The organism is Nonomuraea sp. NPDC049269 (assembly GCF_043197155.1).
GTDB lineage: Bacteria > Actinomycetota > Actinomycetes > Streptosporangiales > Streptosporangiaceae > Nonomuraea.
Genome location: NZ_JBICSO010000006.1, coordinates 792237 through 809621 on the forward strand (window position 1 = coordinate 792237; position 17385 = coordinate 809621).

General features: G+C 70.4%; 16 protein-coding genes. 6 read left to right on the top strand and 10 right to left on the bottom strand.

Features of this window, described 5'->3' with window-relative positions; translation table 11 throughout:
• Nucleotides 1-21: 21 nt before the first annotated feature.
• On the top strand, nt 22-396 hold the full coding sequence (locus tag ACGFNP_RS35665) for a hypothetical protein (protein WP_358340521.1): 375 nt from the start codon (nt 22-24) through the stop codon (nt 394-396).
• Here ACGFNP_RS35665 and ACGFNP_RS35670 read toward each other — a convergent pair.
• Entirely contained in the window at nt 393-2192 is a 1800-nt protein-coding gene (locus ACGFNP_RS35670) for a hypothetical protein (protein ID WP_393326177.1), read from the bottom strand. The two genes, ACGFNP_RS35665 and ACGFNP_RS35670, sit on opposite strands and share 4 nt — an antisense overlap.
• A complete protein-coding gene (locus ACGFNP_RS35675) occupies nt 2173-2370 on the bottom strand; it encodes a helix-turn-helix domain-containing protein (RefSeq protein WP_358340518.1) in 198 nt (65 codons plus the stop codon). The genes ACGFNP_RS35670 and ACGFNP_RS35675 overlap by 20 nt, the downstream gene beginning before the upstream one ends.
• A gap of 234 nt (nt 2371-2604) precedes the next feature.
• Here ACGFNP_RS35675 and ACGFNP_RS35680 point away from each other — a divergent pair, with 234 nt between their 5' ends.
• Nucleotides 2605-3159 (top strand): hypothetical protein, encoded by a 555-nt coding sequence (locus tag ACGFNP_RS35680; protein ID WP_393326180.1) that lies wholly within the window; start codon nt 2605-2607, stop codon nt 3157-3159.
• A gap of 67 nt (nt 3160-3226) precedes the next feature.
• On the opposite strand, the gene ACGFNP_RS35685 is transcribed toward ACGFNP_RS35680, so the two are convergent.
• On the bottom strand, nt 3227-4084 hold the full coding sequence (locus tag ACGFNP_RS35685; protein WP_358340514.1) for a helix-turn-helix transcriptional regulator: 858 nt from the start codon (nt 4082-4084) through the stop codon (nt 3227-3229).
• A 151-nt stretch (nt 4085-4235) separates the two neighbouring features.
• Here ACGFNP_RS35685 and ACGFNP_RS35690 point away from each other — a divergent pair, with 151 nt between their 5' ends.
• Nucleotides 4236-5159: an NADP-dependent oxidoreductase gene (locus tag ACGFNP_RS35690; protein WP_393326183.1), complete on the top strand. Its 924-nt coding sequence runs from the start codon at nt 4236-4238 to the stop codon at nt 5157-5159.
• Between the two features lie 5 nt (nt 5160-5164).
• On the opposite strand, the gene ACGFNP_RS35695 is transcribed toward ACGFNP_RS35690, so the two are convergent.
• The gene (locus ACGFNP_RS35695) at nt 5165-6172 is read right to left on the bottom strand and encodes a hypothetical protein (protein ID WP_393326186.1); all 1008 of its coding nucleotides are present in this window, start codon (nt 6170-6172) and stop codon (nt 5165-5167) included.
• Nucleotides 6173-6179: 7 nt separating this feature from the next.
• Nucleotides 6180-7454 (bottom strand): MATE family efflux transporter, encoded by a 1275-nt coding sequence (locus ACGFNP_RS35700; protein WP_393326189.1) that lies wholly within the window; start codon nt 7452-7454, stop codon nt 6180-6182.
• 52 nt (nt 7455-7506) lie between these two features.
• On the opposite strand from ACGFNP_RS35700, the gene ACGFNP_RS35705 reads away from it, so the two are divergent.
• The gene (locus ACGFNP_RS35705) at nt 7507-8475 is read left to right on the top strand and encodes an aldo/keto reductase (RefSeq protein ID WP_393326192.1); all 969 of its coding nucleotides are present in this window, start codon (nt 7507-7509) and stop codon (nt 8473-8475) included.
• Between the two features lie 94 nt (nt 8476-8569).
• Here ACGFNP_RS35705 and thpR read toward each other — a convergent pair whose 3' ends face one another.
• The 4 genes from thpR to ACGFNP_RS35725 form a co-directional block, all read right to left on the bottom strand.
• Nucleotides 8570-9127: an RNA 2',3'-cyclic phosphodiesterase gene (gene thpR / locus ACGFNP_RS35710; protein WP_358340505.1), complete on the bottom strand. Its 558-nt coding sequence runs from the start codon at nt 9125-9127 to the stop codon at nt 8570-8572.
• Nucleotides 9128-9149: 22 nt separating this feature from the next.
• On the bottom strand, nt 9150-10373 hold the full coding sequence (locus tag ACGFNP_RS35715; protein ID WP_358340503.1) for an MFS transporter: 1224 nt from the start codon (nt 10371-10373) through the stop codon (nt 9150-9152).
• Between the two features lie 23 nt (nt 10374-10396).
• Complete coding sequence (locus tag ACGFNP_RS35720) at nt 10397-10849, bottom strand: MarR family transcriptional regulator (protein WP_358340501.1); 453 nt, start codon at nt 10847-10849, stop codon at nt 10397-10399.
• A gap of 114 nt (nt 10850-10963) precedes the next feature.
• Entirely contained in the window at nt 10964-12406 is a 1443-nt protein-coding gene (locus tag ACGFNP_RS35725) for an NCS2 family permease (protein ID WP_393326197.1), read from the bottom strand.
• A gap of 82 nt (nt 12407-12488) precedes the next feature.
• Here ACGFNP_RS35725 and ACGFNP_RS35730 point away from each other — a divergent pair, with 82 nt between their 5' ends.
• Both ACGFNP_RS35730 and ACGFNP_RS35735 read left to right on the top strand, forming a co-directional pair.
• Nucleotides 12489-12704 (top strand): DUF2530 domain-containing protein, encoded by a 216-nt coding sequence (locus ACGFNP_RS35730; RefSeq protein WP_358340379.1) that lies wholly within the window; start codon nt 12489-12491, stop codon nt 12702-12704.
• A gap of 91 nt (nt 12705-12795) precedes the next feature.
• Nucleotides 12796-14283: an alpha/beta hydrolase gene (locus ACGFNP_RS35735; RefSeq protein WP_393326200.1), complete on the top strand. Its 1488-nt coding sequence runs from the start codon at nt 12796-12798 to the stop codon at nt 14281-14283.
• Nucleotides 14284-14295: 12 nt separating this feature from the next.
• On the opposite strand, the gene ACGFNP_RS35740 is transcribed toward ACGFNP_RS35735, so the two are convergent.
• Entirely contained in the window at nt 14296-17352 is a 3057-nt protein-coding gene (locus ACGFNP_RS35740) for a sacsin N-terminal ATP-binding-like domain-containing protein (RefSeq protein WP_393326202.1), read from the bottom strand.
• Nucleotides 17353-17385 lie beyond the last annotated feature (33 nt).

The following is a 17385-nucleotide window of genomic DNA, read 5'->3' on the forward strand; positions in this document are numbered from 1 at the left end:
GAACGTGAGTACGATGGATTCATGTATCTCCCGCCGGAGTGGCCGCCCGAGGTCCGTCCGCCCAGCGTTCCCGAGTGGGAGACCTCGGCCGTGGCCTGGTTGCTCGACGCCGTACCGCCCGACTACCGGGCGTATGAGGTGCTGCGGCGCCACCCGATCGCGCTGGCCAGAATGGCGCTTCACCACGTCAATGCGGCTATCGAGGCGGCCAGGGCGGGATACCGGGGTGCCGCCGTCGATCTGAAGCCCTCCCTCCCGCCCCATGCGGTGGAGGCGGTGCTCGACGTCTATCGCGAGGAAGGTCCGCGCCTGGTCCGGCTGGCCCGCTCGATCGAAGTCGTCGACCGAGCTCTCCGCGGCGAGGGTTTCACCGCGCTGCTGCGTGACTCTCGCTAAGGAGCTCGCAGGTCGTCAGCCCGGCGAGCGTCGGCGACCAGCGGAGCGGACCGCATGAGCAGGGGCGTGACGGCGCCCTGGCATCGAGTGCGCGATGAGGCCGCTCGTTCGAGCGCCATCGCCGCCTTGTCCGCCAGACCGGCCTGGCGATAGGCGGGGACCGCGCAGGTCGCGGTCTCGGCGGCGAGCAGGTGGTGACCGAGCTGGGCGAGGGCATCGGTGGCGCCCGAGAGTGCCTCGCCATCGGTGTGTTCGAGCCCATGAGCCGCTCTTGCCAGCGCGTGGCTCATGGGTGTGCCGAGTGCGGTGTTGAGCTCGTCGAGCCGGCGGAGATCGCCCTCTCCGCCGAGGCGGAGCACATCGTAGCGGGCCATCGCCTCGACGCTGGGGAGTCCGATGCCGCGGGCCAGGCCGGCCGCGTACCGGGCGGCACTCACCGCGTCGGCAAGGCGGCCTTCCGCCGCCAGCGTCCAGGCGTTGCCGAGCACGATCCACGGGGAGAAGAGCCGGTTGGCCTCGTTGCCGGTCTGGTCGGCGTGGTCCATCCAGGCTCGCGCGTCGTCCGCCGCGCCGCCCAGAGCGGTGGCCGTGGCCAGCCCGGCCAGGAAGAGGTGGGTGAGCCGGAGGGTGTCGCGGCCGTCGAGCGCGTTGATCGCTTCCCTGAGGGATCGGCCGGCGTCGGCCGGTCTGCCCTGCGCGCATTCCACGAGCCCACGGAAACCGAGATGGCCGGCCGACATCATCGGGCTCTGCCCGGCCAGCACCTGCCGATATCCGTCGTCCGCGACGCTCCATGCCGCGTCCAGCTCACCCATGGCCAGGTACGCCAGAGACCGGGCGACGCCTAGCTCGACCACGCCCCAGGGCAACTCCGCCTGGCGCGCTTCGGCCAGGGCCAGCCCCCGCTCGTGATAGCCGGTGGCGTCCACGGCCCGCCCGAGGAAGCCTGCGGCCCCCGTGGCCGCCGCGGTGGCCCAGATGAGGGCCTGCGCGCTCGCCGAGTCCGAGGCCAGCAGCCGGTCGGCGACCTCCAGCACGGCCGCGCAGCGCCCGTCGAACAGCAGGATCCAGGTGCGGATCCCCTCGGCCAGGTCCTCCCCCGGCCGGCCGCGCAGGAGATCCAGCGTCTGCTCGGCGGCGACGGCGTCCCCGTTGCCCCAGTACATGGTCTCGGCTCGGGCGAGGGCCCACGGGAGCAGCTCGTCGCCCGGCGGGGGCTGCTCCGGTAGCACGGCTGCCGCCTCGGCGCTGCGGCCACGGTATTCGAGCACCTCGGCCAGCAGCGCGTCGGCGTCCACAGAGGGTTCGGCGTCTCTGGCGGCTCGCGCGAGGCGTTCGGCCAGGGCGAGATCCGCCCGGTTGATGGCCTCGCGGGCGCCGGTCCGCACGATGTCGGCGCGTACCACCGCACCGCCTTCGACCTGCCAGAGCGCGGCCCGCAGCAGGTCGTCGCGACGGCGCAGCGGGGTGTCCAGCAGCGCGCCGGCGAGCCGCCACCACAGCTGCCGGGCGCGGCCGGCCGATAATCGGGCACGCAGCACCTCACCGTAGAGCGGGTGCGCGAGTCGCACCTGGACGCGGTTGCCCACACGCCCGGACACGGCCAATCCGTGTGCCTCGGCCTCGTCGATCGACGCCGGATCCACCAGCTGTGCCAGCAGCGCCAGCGGGAGCGGCTCGCCACACGCCAGCAGCTCCAGCACCATCGGGGTTCGCGAGCCGAGCGGGCGCAGGCGATCGGCGAGCAGTTGCTGGATCGCGCCACGGGGACGGTAGTCACCCGCGAGGTGCCACACGCCATGCGTCGCCGCCCACGAGCCGGCGCAACCGCGTGACGTACGCGGCGATCGTGTTGGTCGCCGTTCTCGGTGGCCGCTCACCCCACACCGCGTCCACCAGCCTGTCCGTGCTCACCACTCGCCCGGCCTCGACCAGCAGCACCGCCAGGACCACCCGCTGCTGTTCGGCGGCCACCCGTGTCCACCTGTCGCCTGTGCGGACCTGTAACGGACCCAGCATCCGAAACCGCATCGCCCGTGCCTCTCTATCCGACACCGCCGCGAACATTTCGCCAGAAGACGGCGTGCGGATGACAGGCGGAGTCATCGCCACGTCATGGCTACGTCATGCCATCTCCGTAGCGTCCCCGGCAGTCAGGTGATCGCGCCACGTCTATCACGAAGGCTCAGCCAGAAAGGAAGAATGCTCATGAAGATCCGCCGGCACCACCGATCCCATGGAGTCATCGCCCGAACCGCCCTGATGCGTGTCCTGAGCGTGCTGGTGCTGGCCGTCGGCCTGGGTACGGCCGTGGCGGCGCAGACCTCCACGGCGGCCTCCGCGGCGCGGTGCAACACGGCCGCGCACGTGTACATCAATGGGGGATACATCAAGTACGAGACCGATCCCATCGACGGCCCCATCGCCGACTTCACCGTCCGGAACGGCCAGCGGTACAACGTCGGCGGCAACGGCATCACCCCGGACGAGGACCCCTTCTGGGCCTTCTACCGCGTGTCCGACGGTGCCCACGTGTCCACCATCATCGGTAACCGGACCGGCGGCAACTGCGTCTCCAACCAGAAGACGTTCATCTCCTCGCTGACGCCCGACACGTACATCATGCGGGCCTACTACTACGGCGGAAACAGCGGTAGGACCATCTCCGGCCAGGCCCAACTCCGCATGATCGTGCTGCCCGCGCTCAACGCCACCGCCCGGCAATCAGGTACCGCACAGCTCGACGACAACGCCTCGCGATAGCCCACCGCTCACCGGACCGCCGTCCCTCCCATGGACTCGAGGGGCGGCGGTCTGACGTATTCCGAGATCAGCGGCGTTCGGGGGCCGCGGGGGTGAAGTCGTCGTGGCCGAGGACGCGGAGCAGGCTCAGGTGGTCGATGTTCGGGGTGCCGGGCGGCGGGGTGAAGATGAGGAGTTTCTGGTCTTCGGCTGGGCTGAGGAGCGTTTCGCATTCGAGTTCGAGCGGCCCGATGGCGGGGTGGTTGACGCGCATGCGGCTGCTGCTCCGTACGGCGACCTCGTGCAGATCCCACAGCTCGGCGAACTCGGGACTGGCGGCCCGCAGTCTGGTGACGAGCCCGGTGGAGGCGGCATCGCTGCCGCGCCGGGCGATGGCGGCGCGCAGGTCCGCGACGTTGGCGCGGCTGTGCTGCCGGCGTTCGTCGGGTGAGTAGATCTGGCGGATCGTGGGATCGGTGAACCAGCGCCACACGAAGTTGCGGTCTTGTTCGCGGACCGAGCAGACACAGCCGAGGAGCGCTTCGGCCATGGTGTTGTGCGCGAGGAGGTCACCGATGTCGTTGGTGATGTGCGCCGGGGTCTCCTTGAGCTGGTCGAGCAGGTAGAGCAGGCCGGGCCGTACATGGTCGCCCGCCAGCCGACCGGCCGGCGGCCGGTGCCCCGCCAGCAGATAGAGATGGTCGCGCTCGTCCTCGGTCAGGCGTAGCGCACGGGCGAGCGAGGCGAGGATCTGGGTCGAGGGCTGGGGACTACGGGCCTGTTCGAGCCGCATGTAGTAGTCAGCCGACATCCCGGCGAGCTGGGAGAGCTCCTCGCGCCGCAATCCGGGCGTGCGACGCCGTGGCCCGGCCGGCAGACCTACCTCCTGAGGGCGTAGCCGTTCCCTGGAACGGCGCAGGAAATCGGCGAGCTCAGGGCGGTCCATGTCCATCTCACCATCATCGCCGAGCCTTCCCCCAGGTCAGCACGGCCAGACTGGGACTGCCGATCCTAGGGAAGCCTGTCCGCTCGTGTCCGCCGCGGACCCCTGGCAGCGTGGTCAGTGCCGGCGAGGACACAAGATCAAGGAGCATGGGATGTCCAAGGCAGTGAGATTTCAGCAGTACGGCGGCATCGAGGTTCTGCGGGTCGTCGAGGTGGACCGGCCGGTCCCCGGACCCGGCCAGGTCCTGGTGCGGGTCGAGGCGGCGGCGATCAACCCGGGTGAGGCGATGATCCGTACCGGAGCGCTGCATGACCGTTGGCCGGCAACGTTCCCCTCCGGACAGGGCAGCGATCTGGCCGGGGTGGTGGCGGAGGTCGGCGCGGGGGTCGACGGGTTCACCAGCGGCGATGAGGTGATCGGGTTCACCCACAACCGGGCGAGCCATGCCGAGTTCGTCGTCGTGGAGGCCGCCGATCTCACTCGCCGGCCCGCGGACGTTTCCTGGGAGCAGGCCGGATCGCTGTTCGTGTCGGGAACCACGGCATACGCGGCGGTACGGGCGGTTGCGGCAGGTCCGGGCGACACGGTGGTGATCTCCGGTGCCGCGGGTGGAGTGGGGTCGATCGCGGTTCAGCTCGCCCGCGACACCGGCGCCACCGTGATCGGTCTGGCGAGCGAGGCCAACCACCAGTGGCTCGCCGACCATGGCGCGATCCCCGTCGCCTATGGAGAGGGGGTCGCCGACCGCATCAGGACCGCCGCCGGCGGCGGGAAGGTCGACGCCTTCATCGACGCCTTCGGCGCCGACTATGTCGAGATCGCCCTCGACCTGGGAGTCGCTCCTGAGCGGATCGACACGATCATCAACTTCCAGGCCGTCGAGAAGTACGGGGTCAAGGCCGAGGGGAACATGGCCGCGGCCAGCGCCTCGGTGCTCGCCGAACTGGCCGCGCTGATCAGCGCGGGCCGGCTGGAGATCCCGATCGCCGGTACGTACGGCCTGGACGAGGTCCAGGACGCCTACCGCGAACTGGAGAAGCGTCACACCCGTGGCAAGATCGTGCTCAAGCCTTGAGGCGCCTACCGGGTGCGGCGGGCGACTAACGCGATGACGCCGGTGGCGCCCACGGCGGCGGCCAGCCAGATCAGCACGTCCCTCGGGCTGAGCCCCTCGGCCGGCGCCGGCCGGGCGGACGATGAGGCGGCCGCCTTCGAGCGGGGAGTCGGCGAACTGGACGGCCGGGTGGACGGCAGCGCGGCCGCGGGCAGCGCCACCTGGTAGACCGGGCTGCGGACGCCCTCCGAGCCGGTCAGCAGGCTCTTGCCGTCGCTCGTGTAGGCGATGGACTCGGCCTGCTTCAGCTCCGGCATCGACACCTTGGCGATCGACTCCCCCGAGGGCCGGTAGACCGTGGCCGAGAAGTACGTACGGATGACGTACGACGTGCCGTCGGGCGCGTACGCGGCGTCCGTCGCCATGATCGGGGCCGCGCCCACCTTGCGGAGCACGTTGACCCGGTCGGTCCTGAGCTTCTTGGGCGCCTGGTACACCGACCCGGAGAACTCCTTCGACACCACGAAGAGCCGTCCGGTCACCGGGTTGACCATGATGCCTTCGGCGTTCCTGGCGCCGTCCGCGTACCGAAACCGGTAGCGGACCGCAGAAAGCGTGGCATTCCTCAAGCTCGACGGCTCCATGACCTTGTAGACGGAGACATCCGGCCAGGCGCCGTTCAGGTTGTCGCCGATGTCGGCGAACCACAGCAGCCCACGCCCCGTGGCGGGATCCTTGCTCGCGGCCATCGCCTCCCAGTCGCGAGCCTGCGCCCCCTGGACGCGGAACGTCGCCCGCGTCCGCCCATCGGTCCCGACCGCGTAGAACGTCGGCGCCGCGGAGCTGTCGTTGTGCGTGTAGAAGACGCCCTCCAGCGTCGGCGACACGGCCAGCCCGCTCGACTCGGTGATCCGCGGATCCTTGAAGGTGAACAGCTTCTTCTCGCTGTCTTCGGCGAAGGCCGGACTAGCGGCCATGAAAACGGCGAACACCGCGATCACCCCGGCGGTCGTTCGCTGCAAAAGATCCCCCACCCCGCCATCATGCCCCAACGGCTGCCGCGCCCACCCTCGCGCTGTGCCGGTGGAACCCGGTGCCCTGCAGGACGACCAGCACGCCGTTGGTCACCGCCATGAGCCACCACAGCCCGGCGAGCCCCCAGGCGGCGGCCACGGGTGCGGCGACGGCCACCATCAGCCCGTAACCGGCGGCGAAGTAGATCAGGCTCGCTCCCGACCGCTTGAGCGCGGTGAGCCCGATGCCCTGAACCGCCTGCGCCCCATCGGCCGTCGAGGCCAGCAGCATCAGCGGCAGCAGCGCCGCGGCTCGCTCCCGCACGCTCGGGTCCTCGCTGAACAGCATCAGCGCCGAGTCACCGAACCCGAGCAGCACGGCCGCGGCGACCGCCGTCCCCGCCAGGGCGAGCAGTGCCGCGGTCCGGTTGGCCCGGCGCGCCTCCGTCACATCACGGGCCCTGGCCACCTCGGGCACCGACGCCTGCGCCACGGAGATCGAGAACAGCATGATGAACGCGGTGAGCGTGCTCAGCACCGCGTGCGCGGCCACGTCACGCGTGCCGGTCGCGCTCGCGGCGAAGGTGACGACCCCGAGGCCGCCGAACTTGATCAGGACGGTCCCGGCCAGCGGGATGCTCACCCGGCCGAGCCGGACGATCTCCCTGATCCGCGGCCGGGCCTGGCCGACGCGCGTCCCGAGGGCGCGGCGCAGGCAGAGGTTCGAGACGGCCACGCCCGCGACGCCCGACAGCAGCCAGGCGACGCCCACGCCGGTCAGGCCGAACGGCGGCACCAGGGCGACCGTGCAACCGATCATCGCGGCGGTGGCCGCCAGGCTGGACCAGAGCACCTGGCGGCTGTGGCCGAGCGCCACGAGCACGGTGTTGGCCCCGCCACCCGAGGCGAACACCAGCAGATAGAGCGCGAGGAGCCAGGGCAGCGGCCCCAGCTCGGCCACGACCTCGGCGGGCGCCCCGGTGGCGCGGGCCAGCATCGGCACGCAGAGCACCGCGAGCGCGCCGGCCGTACCCACCAAGAAGGTGAGCCAGCGCGCGTCCCGCAGGATCGGCACGGCCGCCGCGGGCGAGTCCTTGTACGGCGCGACGAACGGCGCGAGCCCACGCAGAGCGCCCACGACGGCGGCCGAGGCGGGATTCAGCACGGCCGACATGACCGCGAAGGCGGCCAGCGTGACGGTGGCGTGCCTGCCGAGCACGGAGGTGACCACGAGCGTGCCGAGCGTGGTCGTGACCATGGAGAGGAACAGGGGCACCGCTGCACGTAGGATGCCCGACCTCACCCGGCCGACCCTACTTGGCTGGAGTGCACTCCAGGTACTTAGGGTGGAGGTCATGGATTATGTGAACCTCGGACGCAGTGGCCTCCGGGTCAGTCCACTCTGCCTCGGCACCATGAACTTCGGCCCCGTGACCTCGGAGGAAGACTCCTTCGTGATCATGGACAGGGCCCATGAGCTGGGCATCAACTTCTTCGACACGGCCAACGTGTACGGCTGGAAGCAGGGCGAGGGGATCACCGAGCAGATCCTCGGCCGCTGGTTCGCCAAGGGCGGGGGCCGCCGGGAGAAGACGGTCATCGCGACCAAGCTCTACGGCTCGATGGGTGACTGGCCCAACGAAAACCTGCTCTCCGCGCTGAACATCCGCCGCGCCTGCGACGCCTCGCTCAAGCGCATGCAGACCGACTACATCGACATCTACCAGGCCCACCACGTCGACCGGAACACACCGTTCGACGAGTTCTGGGAGGCCATGGACGTCCTCAAGCAGCAGGGCAAGATCCTGTACGTGGGCTCGTCCAACTTCGCGGGCTGGCACATCGCCAAGGCCCAGGAGACCGCGGCGCGCCGCAACTCGATCGGGCTGGTCAGCGAGCAGAGCCACTACAACCTGCTCACCCGCGCGGTCGAGCTGGAGGTGCTGCCCGCCTGCCAGGACTACGGCCTCGGCGTGATCCCGTGGAGCCCGCTGGCCGGCGGCCTGCTGGGCGGCGTGCTTCGCAAGATCGACAAGGGGCGGTCGGCCGCCGACCGCATGGTCACGGAGCTCGAGAAGCACCGCGACAAGATCGAGCAGTACGAGAAGTTCTGCGACGAACTCGGCGAGGACCCCGCGCACGTGGCTCTGGCCTGGCTGCTGAAGCAGCCCGCGGTCACCGGACCGATCATCGGCCCGCGCACGCTGGAGCAGCTCGACGGCAGCCTGCGTACGCTGGAGATCGAACTGGACGAGCAGGCGCTGGCCCGCCTCGACGAGATCTTCCCCGGGCACAAGACGGCGCCGGAGGACTACGCCTGGTAGCTCAGGTCAGCAGGGCGCCGATCACGACGATCAGCAGCAGGAGGCCGAGCACTACAGGCAGCAGCCATTGGCGAGGACGGTCCACAATGTGAGCCTAATCGTGCTCGGCGGGTGCCAGGTCCCATTCGGCCAGTGACTCGTACCTCACCTGCGCGCCCTGATGGCTGCGTACGAGATGCACGGACCCCGCCCGCCAGGGCGAGCCGCTGAACCCGGACAGTGACTCGACGAGCGGGCGGAGGTCCAGCTCCGTCCTCGCCCGCGCGAGCGTCAGGTGCGGATGGAAGCGCTTCTCATCGGTCTGTACGGCCCCCGCCCGGCGGGCGCCCGCCTTGACCGACTCCGACAGCCGGATCATCGGGTCGCCCGAGAGCCCGGCCCAGAACACCCTGGCCCGGCGGGCGGACGAGAACGCCCCGAACCCGGTGAAGGCCAGGTCCAGGCTGGTGTGCCGGCTCACGGCGCGGGCCAACCGTACCTCCAGCTCCGGCAGGACGTGCTCGGGCACCTCGCCGAAGAAGGCCAGCGTGATGTGCCAGGTGGCGCGGTCCGGCCAGCGCAGGCCCGGCACCTGCCCGACATGCGGCGCGATGGCTCGCTCGATCTCGTCGAGCACCTCATCGGGCGGCATCAGCGCCGCGAATAACCTCATGCCACCCGATTCTGCAACCTTCTCAGGCGACCGCCAGCACCGGCTCGCTCACCCGCGCGGCGATCAGCTTCGTCAGCAGCACCGCGACCCCCGTGCCGACCAGCACGAGCACCCCGGAGAGCATGACGCCCGCCCTGGGGCCGCCCAGCTCGGACAGCCAGCCGATCAGCGGGGCGCCGATGGGCGCGCCACCGGTGAAGACCAGCATGTAGATGCCCATGACGCGGCCGCGCATGTCCGGTGCCGTGGCGAGCTGGACGCTAGCGTTCGCGGCCGTGTTGATCGTGATCAGCGCGATGCCGGTGGGGATCAGCAGCAGCAGGTACACCGGGTAGAACGGGGCGAGCCCGGTCGCGATCTGGAACAGTCCGAACCCGATCGCACCGGCGATCAGCATCCTGCGTGACGGGCGGGCCCGGCGCGCGGCGAGCAACGCCCCGCCCAGCGCGCCGACGGCGAACATGCTGGAGGCCAGGCCGAACGACGAGGCGCCCGCCTTGAAGACCTCGCGGGCCATGAGCGCGATCGACATCGAGAACGACTGCGAGAACATCGACACGAAGCCGATCAGCAGCACCGGCATCAGCAGCTCTTCGCGGTGCAGCACGTAGCTCAGCCCCTCGCGGAGCTGGCCCTTGGCCCTGGGCACGGGAACGGAGAGGTTCAGCTCGGACTTGCGCATGAAGATCAGGCTGGAGATCACCCCGGCGAACGTGACCGCGTTGATCAGGAAGAGCGGTCCGGTGCCGCCGAACAGGTAGATGAGCACGCCGGCGATCGCCGGCCCCATGACGCGGGCCAGGTTGAAGCTGGAGCTGTTGAGCGCGATCGCGTTCGACAGGTCCGCGCGGCCCACCATCTCGACCACGAACGCCTGCCGGGTCGGCACCTCGACGCAGGAGATCAGGCCCAGCGTGAACGCCATCACGTAGACGTGCCACACCTGCGCGGTGCCCGTCATCGTCAGCACGCCGATGGCCAGGGCGAGCACGGCCATCAGTGACTGCGCCACGATGAGGATCGGCCGCTTGGGGTATCGGTCGGCCAGCACGCCGCCGAAGAGCCCGAACAGCAGCATCGGCAGGAACTGCAGCGCGGTCGCCATACCGAGGGCCGCCGCGCTGCCGTGGGTCAGATCGAGCACCAGCCAGTCCTGGGCGGTGCGTTGCAGCCAGCCGCCGACGTTGGACACGGCGCCACCGGCTACGAACATGCGGTAGTTGCGTACCTTGAGTGACCGGAACATCCCGGTCTTGGGTTCTTCAGGCTCTAGATCCTGCTGAGCTTCTCCAGAATCGGCGCCGCCTGCCTGAGGATGGACCTCTCCTCCGCGGTCAGCTCCTTCAACCGCTGGCTCAGCCACGCTTCCTTGAGACGTCGTTCCTCCCTCAGCAGTTTCTGGGCGGCCTCGGTCACGCTCACGGTCACTTGTCGCCGGTCGGTCGGGTGCGGGGTACGGGTCACCAGACCGCGTTCCTCTAGCGCGGCGATCACGCGAGTCATCGAGGGAGGTTGCACCTTCTCGTGCTCGGCCAATTCGCCGGGGGTTATCGCGGAATGCCGTTCCACCGCGGCGAGCGTCGCGAATTGCGTGGGAGTCAGCGAGTGCGCCGCCGCTTGTCGTCGTAGCCGCCTGGTCAGCCGCGCCAGCGACACGCGCAGGGCTGTGGCCAGGCCTGCGTCGCTGCGCAGGTTTATCTGGGACTGGTTCTTGGTTAGCATGAGTCATTACCTTTGCTAACTATACGGCATTCCACGTTATTTCCCTACCTCACCTTTCATCTCACTCCTTGATACCCCGAGGCCGCCCCTCATGCGACGGACGGCCTCACCACGTCAGACCCCGAAAAGTACCCTGATCGGACCGAGGGCGAAGTAGATCACGAACAGCGCCGTGACCACCCACAACAGCGGGTGGATCTCCCGCACCTTGCCCTTGACGATCTTGATAAGCACGTAGCTGAGGAAGCCGGCGCCGATCCCGTTCGAGATCGAGTACGTGAACGGCATGACCTCGATCGTGAGGAAGGCCGGGATGGCGATCTCGAAGTCGGTGAAGTCGATCTCGCGGATCGAGGTCATCATCAGGAAGCCCACCACGATCAGCGCGGGCGCGGCCGCCTCGTACGGCACGATCTCGACCAGTGGCGCGAAGAAGATCGCCACCAGGAAGAGCAGCCCGGTGACCACGCTGGCCAGTCCGGTCCGCGCGCCCTCGCCGACCCCCGCGGCCGACTCGATGTAGGTGGTGTTCGACGAGACCGAGCCCGCGCCGCCGGCCGCCGCGCCGATCGAGTCGACGAGCAGGATCTCCCGCGTACGCGGCAGCATCCCGTTGGCGTCGACCAGACCGGCCTGACGGCCGACCCCGACGACAGTGCCCATGGTGTCGAAGAAGTCGGTGATGAGCAACGTGAAGACGAACAGCACGGCCAGGATCACCGAGACCCGGCTGAACGCGCCGAACGGGTCGAACTCCTTGAACAGCACCAGCGGGTTGTGGAAGCCGATGATCTGGTCCGGCAGGGTGGGCACGTTCAGCATCCAACCGCCGGGGTTCTTGTCGGAGACCTGGCCGGCCTTCGCGATCGACTCCACGATGATCGCCAGCACGGTGGTGCCGACGATGCCGATCAGGATCGCGCCCTTGACCTGGCGGGCCACCAGCGCCGCCGTCACGAGCAGCCCGACGACGAAGACGAAGATCGGCCAGGAGGTCAGGGTGTTGTGGATGCCCATCTCCAGCGGCGGACCCGCGGACACGCGGCGGACGAAGCCCGCGTCCACGAAGCCGATCAGCGCGATGAACAGCCCGATGCCGACGCTGATGGCGGTCTTGAGCTGGCTCGGGATGGCGTTGAACACCGCCACCCGGAAACCGGTCAGCACCAGGATGCCGATGATGACGCCCTCAAGGAAGACCAGCCCCATGGCCTCCTCCCAGCTCATCACCGAGGCGATGTTGAAGGTCACGAAGGCGTTGAGCCCCAGCCCCGCCGCCATGGCGAACGGCACCCGGCCGATCACTCCCATGAGGATGGTCAGGACCCCCGCCACGAACGCCGTGCCCGCGGCCACGAGGGGCAGGTTCGGCGAGGAGCCGTCGCCGATGAACTGGTGCTGGACGTCCTTACCGGTGGCGATGATGATCGGGTTCAGCACGACGATGTAGGCCATCGTGAAGAACGTGGCCAGCCCGCCACGGACCTCACGGGAGATCGTCGAGCCTCGTGCGGAAATTGCGAAGAACCTGTCGATACCGCTATTTGTGTCACTCACGGGCGAAGAGTGACAGTCTGCGTCATCTGCGAAAAGTGGCGGTGATCGGATCGAGACCTGATTGGAAGCTAGGCTGGATCCCGTGAAGCAGGAATGGCGTCCGGACCCGGAGCCGATCGAGACCAACGACATCGCGACGGTCGCCGCGGGCACGGTCGTGTGGGCGATCGCGCTGGTCGTGCTGCTGATCTTCCGCCCCGCCGCCGAACAGTCGTGGTGGATCTGGACCTGCGTCGCCGGGGTCGTGCTCGGGCTGATGGGCCTCTGGTACGTGCACAGGCGGGCGTCCCGGAGCTGACATTCGTCATCTCCGGCCGATCCCCGAAGTCAGCTGAAAGTGCTGTTTTACCCCACTACCTGGGGAAAAGCCGGCTGATCATGCTGGAGGCATGAAGAAAACCTCATTCCCCGCGCTGCTGTGCGCGGCGGCTCTCGCGAGCACCGCCCTCACGGGCTGCGGATCGGCGGAGCAGCCCGCCGCCACGAAGCCCACCCAGACGAACTCCGGCACCGTCGCCTGGAGCCCCTGCACCGACCTGACCGGTCCCGACGGCAAGCCCGCCGCGCCCGACCCGGCCGTCGAATGCGGCAAGCTCGCGGTGCCACTCGACTACGCCAAGCAGGACGGCGAGCAGATCGACCTGGCCCTCATCCGCGTCAAGGCCTCCGGCGACCGGCTCGGCTCGCTGGTCTTCAACTTCGGCGGCCCCGGCGGCTCGGGGGTCGACATGCTGGGCATGGCCGCCAAGATCTTCGGCGGCTTGGGCGCCGGCTACGACCTGGTCAGCTTCGACCCACGCGGCGTCGAGCGCAGCGCACCCGTCAAGTGCGGCGACAGTGTCGAGAAGTGGATCTCCGTGGACCCCGCGGGCGACGAGATGGACAAGATCGCCAAGGAGTTCGCGGCCTCCTGCGCCAAGGACTCCGGCAAGCTTCTCCCCCACGTCGGCACCGTGAACGCCGCGCGGGACCTCGACCGCATCCGCGCCGCACTGGGCGACGAGCGGCTCAACTACTTCGGCATGTCCTACGGCACGCACCTCGGCGCCGTGTACGCCACCCAGTATCCGAAGAACGTCGGCCGGTTCGTCCTCGACGGCGCCCTCGACCCGACCGTCACCTTCGCCGAGCGCGCGAAGACGCAGTCGGCCGGCTTCAAGCAGGCGTTCGACGCGTTCGCCGCCGACTGCGTGAAGCAGGGCTGCGACCTCGGCGCGGACCCCGCCGCCGTGCGGAAGAGCGTCGAGACGCTGCTGGCCGGCCTACAGGACAAGCCGCTCAAGGTGGCCGGCCGGGAACTCACCAAGGGCCTGGCGGGCACCGGCGTCCTGGCCGCTCTCTACTCCAAGCTCAGCTGGCCGATGCTGGAGCAGGCGGTCGCCGCCGCGGCCAAGGGCGACGGCACGCAACTCCTCACCCTGGCCGACGGCTACACCGGCCGCAAGCCCGACGGGACGTACTCGACGCTGATGACGAGTGTCCTGGCGATCGACTGCGTGGACAGCGCCGAACGGCCGAGCCCGGCCGACATCGACAAGGTCGAACGCGAGACGGGCAAGATCTTCCCGCTCATGCGGTCCGGGGGTCTCGGCGCGATCTGCGCGCATTGGCCGGCGCCCGGCGGCGACGAGTCCAAGAAGATCGACGCCACCGGCTCCGCGCCGATCCTCGTGATCGGCGGCAAGGGCGACCCCGCCACGCCGTACCAGTGGGCGCCCAAGCTCGCCGCGCAGCTCAAGACCGGGGTCCTGGTCACGTACGAGGGCGAGGGGCACGGCGCCTACCTGAGCGGCAGCACCTGCGTCAGCCGCCTGGTCGACGCCTACTTCCTCACCGGCAAGAACCCCGGCGCGAACGCCACCTGCCCGGCGGCGTGAACCATCGTGACGCTACGACAGGTCGGCCTCGGCCAGCAGGAGCGGCACGGCCGTGGGGTCGTGCAGCAGCGCGGCCACCGCGAGCCGGTCGTTCCACTGGCCCGTCGCCCAGGCCAGGCCGCGCGCCAGGCCGTCGAAGCCGGTGCAGTGCACCGAGCCCTCGAAGAACCGCCACGCGCAGGCGACACCGTCCACCAACAGCTTCTCGTGCTCGACGTAGGTCTCGGGGGCCGTCGGGAGCAGGGAGCGCACTTCGGCCGGCACCTGCCGCGTCTCGCCTTCGGACGTGACCTCGCCCTGGGCCAGCTCACCGGCCAGCGGCAGGTCGAGCAGCTCGGACAGCGACTCGGCCAGATCGTACGGAGCCAGCACCAAAGGCCGGTCGGTGACGAGCTGGAGCAGGTCGGGGGCCTCCACCACCACGGCGTCCTCGGCCGCGGCCACCACGATGTCGCCACCGAGCACGGCCCGCACCCTGCCAGGTGGCGCCACCCGCGAGGGCTCCACGGCCGCCAGCGCGATCCACAGGGCCCGCAACTGGGCCCTGTCGACCTCGATGGACTCGTCCGCCATCAGGTCGAGCAGCTCTTCGGGGCCGCCATGGCCGGCGAGCAGCTCGGCCAACGTGGTGCGGACGCCGAGCATCCCCAGCGCCACCTCGTCGAGCCCGCCGGGGGCGTCGCCGTAGAGGCCCTGGAGCAGCGGGTCGGCACCGGGCAGCCGCAGCTCGCGCGGCCGGTGCCCGTCGAGCACGGGGTGATTGGCCAGCCACCACGCCGTGTAGGACGGCACCTCGACGCCCTCGACCCGCAGCGGGTGCAGCGCGGCACGCAGCGGCGGCCTGGTCAGCAGCGCCAGCGCGGCGGGCCAGTCGGCGACCAGCTCCAGATCGCGCACCGCGGCGAACTCCGGCACCACGGGCGGCACGTCGAGCTCCGGCAGCAGGTGGAGCACGTGGTCGAGCCAGTCGTCCTCGCCGTCGAGGTCGTGGTCACAGTCGTCGCCATCGAGCAGCACGTCGGAATCGTGGGCCACGGCGAACCCGTCGAGCACGCCCACGGCTTCGAGCACCCGCGAGCCGTAGGTCTCCTCCAGCTCCGGCGCGACCACGCCGAGGTGCGTGTCGGGCGCCAGCAACCCGGCCAGCGCGCCGTCGGCCAGCATCAGCTCGCCCGCCGCGTAGAGCTCGCCGTCGCTGCCGCGCAGCGCCAGCTCGGCCAGCCACGGCGCCTCTCCGGGCGCCAGCGAGGCGGCTCCCACCAGGGAGAGCACGGCCCGCGCCACGGGCTCGGGGTCGGCGCTGTCGAGCGACTCCCGGACGGCGGCCTTGGTGAGCGGGTCCTCGAGGATCGTCCGAGGCGTGGCCTCGGCGGCGCCGAGCCGGAGCAGCGCCGCGTGCGCCGCCTCCGGATGCACGATCCGCAGCCCCAGCGGCGTCAGGTCGAGCCCGTCTCCGGACAGGTCGAGGCGGGTGCCGCCGAGGTCGAGAATGAGGGTGCCACGCGGGCCGCGGACCAGGCGGCCGTCGGCGAGCGGCACCGGCAGCGCGCCCAGCGACTCGGGATCGTCGGCCGGCAGCACCTCGTAGAGCGAACGCCACCACGACGGATCCCGCGCCTCGACCGCCTCACCGGACAGCAGGTCGACGACGTCGGCCAGCTCGACTCGGCGCACGCCGAGCGAGCCCATCGCCGGATGCCGGGCGGGCCACCCCGCGGGCAGCAGGCCGGGCACGAAGTCGGCGATGGCGGCCAGCAGCTCGCTCGACCCGGCGACCACGGCCGCCTCCTGGCCGGCGACGACCCAGCCGTCCTCCTGCGGCTCCTTGGCCGGGTGCTCGACCTGCCACTCGGCGTCGGGCTCGTAGACCTCGGCCTCGGCGAACGACGGCGTGTGCACGGCCGGGGCCGGCGCGGACAAGGCCGGCAGCAGCGGGGTGGCGGGCAGGCGGCGCAGAATGGCCCGCCGGATCCTGGCGTCGAGCTCGCCCTTGCCCATCAGGGCGGGGACCAGGTCGAGCAGCTTGGGCGTGCGCGGCAGCTCGCCGAGCAGCCGGATGTAGGCGTCGGCGGCCCGCTCGACCAGGAAGTCGGTCAGCGGCCCCTTGGCGACGTGCCGCCGGTCGGTGGCCATCGGGAACGATGCGATGAGCAGCGCCGGCAGGTCGAGCGGCTCGTCGCTGGGCGTCGGCGCGTGCACCACCGGCGGCACCCCGGCGGGCAGCGGACGGGGCTCCTGCAGCTCCGCGCTCGCGACGGGAACGGCCCAGCGGAGTGACCAGTAGGGGCGGGCGCGCTCTTCGGTGGGCCGGTCGGCGAACAGGGCCGCCACCTCGTCGGGAGTGAACTCGCCCGACTCCGACACCACGTGCCACCCGTCGGCCGTCACCTGGCGCACCGAGCCGTCGAGGTCGATCTCGATGGTGGTCAGCGCGGGCATGCCGAGCAGCAGCGCGGGGCTGGTCTCCGCCAGCATGCGCCGGACCGCCGCGATCGACGCGTCGTCGCGCAGCGGCAGCCGTACGAGCGTGTCGAACCCCTGTGGCACGTCGAACGGCTCGGCCGCGAACGGCAGACGCAGCAGCGGCACGTGTCCGCTCCGCGAGCCGAGCTCGGCCGCGAGCTCCGGCACCGAGGCCACCGCGGCGGCCGTCTCCGTGCGCGACCAGCGGACGGCGCCCGTCTCGCGCGAGCTGATCGACGGCTCATCGCAGACCGACACGACCGCGGCGAACCCGACACCGAACCGGCCCGCGGCGCCCGCTTCGTCACGCTTGCCGGAGACCCGCAGCGTCGACAGCCCCTCCACACCGGTCGCGTCGAGCGGGGCGCCCGTGTTGGCGGCGGTCAGCACGTCGTCGCGCAAGGTCAGCCGGAGCACCCCTGGCACACCGGCGCGCAGCGCCGCGTCGGCGGCGTTTTGAGCCAGCTCCACGATCAGCCGGTCGCGGTAGCCGCCGAGTGCGAAGTCCTCCTCGGCGTTGGCGTCCTCGCGGAACCGGGCGGTCGAGGCCGTCCACGCGGCGAGCACGGCGGCTCGCGTCCGGTCGGTGCCAAAGGTGTCGGTCATCTGTCACGATCCTGGTCGCAGGTGTGGCGGGCA

Coding starts and splice junctions, on each gene's coding strand:
- ACGFNP_RS35665 (WP_358340521.1), top strand. CDS start 22: ATGTATCTCCCGCCGGAGTGGCCGCCCGAGGTCCGTCCGCCCAGCGTT.
- ACGFNP_RS35680 (WP_393326180.1), top strand. CDS start 2,605: ATGAAGATCCGCCGGCACCACCGATCCCATGGAGTCATCGCCCGAACC.
- ACGFNP_RS35685 (WP_358340514.1), bottom strand. CDS start 4,084: ATGGACCGCCCTGAGCTCGCCGATTTCCTGCGCCGTTCCAGGGAACGG.
- ACGFNP_RS35690 (WP_393326183.1), top strand. CDS start 4,236: ATGTCCAAGGCAGTGAGATTTCAGCAGTACGGCGGCATCGAGGTTCTG.
- ACGFNP_RS35705 (WP_393326192.1), top strand. CDS start 7,507: ATGGATTATGTGAACCTCGGACGCAGTGGCCTCCGGGTCAGTCCACTC.
- thpR (WP_358340505.1), bottom strand. CDS start 9,127: ATGAGGTTATTCGCGGCGCTGATGCCGCCCGATGAGGTGCTCGACGAG.
- ACGFNP_RS35715 (WP_358340503.1), bottom strand. CDS start 10,373: ATGTTCCGGTCACTCAAGGTACGCAACTACCGCATGTTCGTAGCCGGT.
- ACGFNP_RS35720 (WP_358340501.1), bottom strand. CDS start 10,849: ATGCTAACCAAGAACCAGTCCCAGATAAACCTGCGCAGCGACGCAGGC.
- ACGFNP_RS35735 (WP_393326200.1), top strand. CDS start 12,796: ATGAAGAAAACCTCATTCCCCGCGCTGCTGTGCGCGGCGGCTCTCGCG.
- ACGFNP_RS35740 (WP_393326202.1), bottom strand. CDS start 17,352: ATGACCGACACCTTTGGCACCGACCGGACGCGAGCCGCCGTGCTCGCC.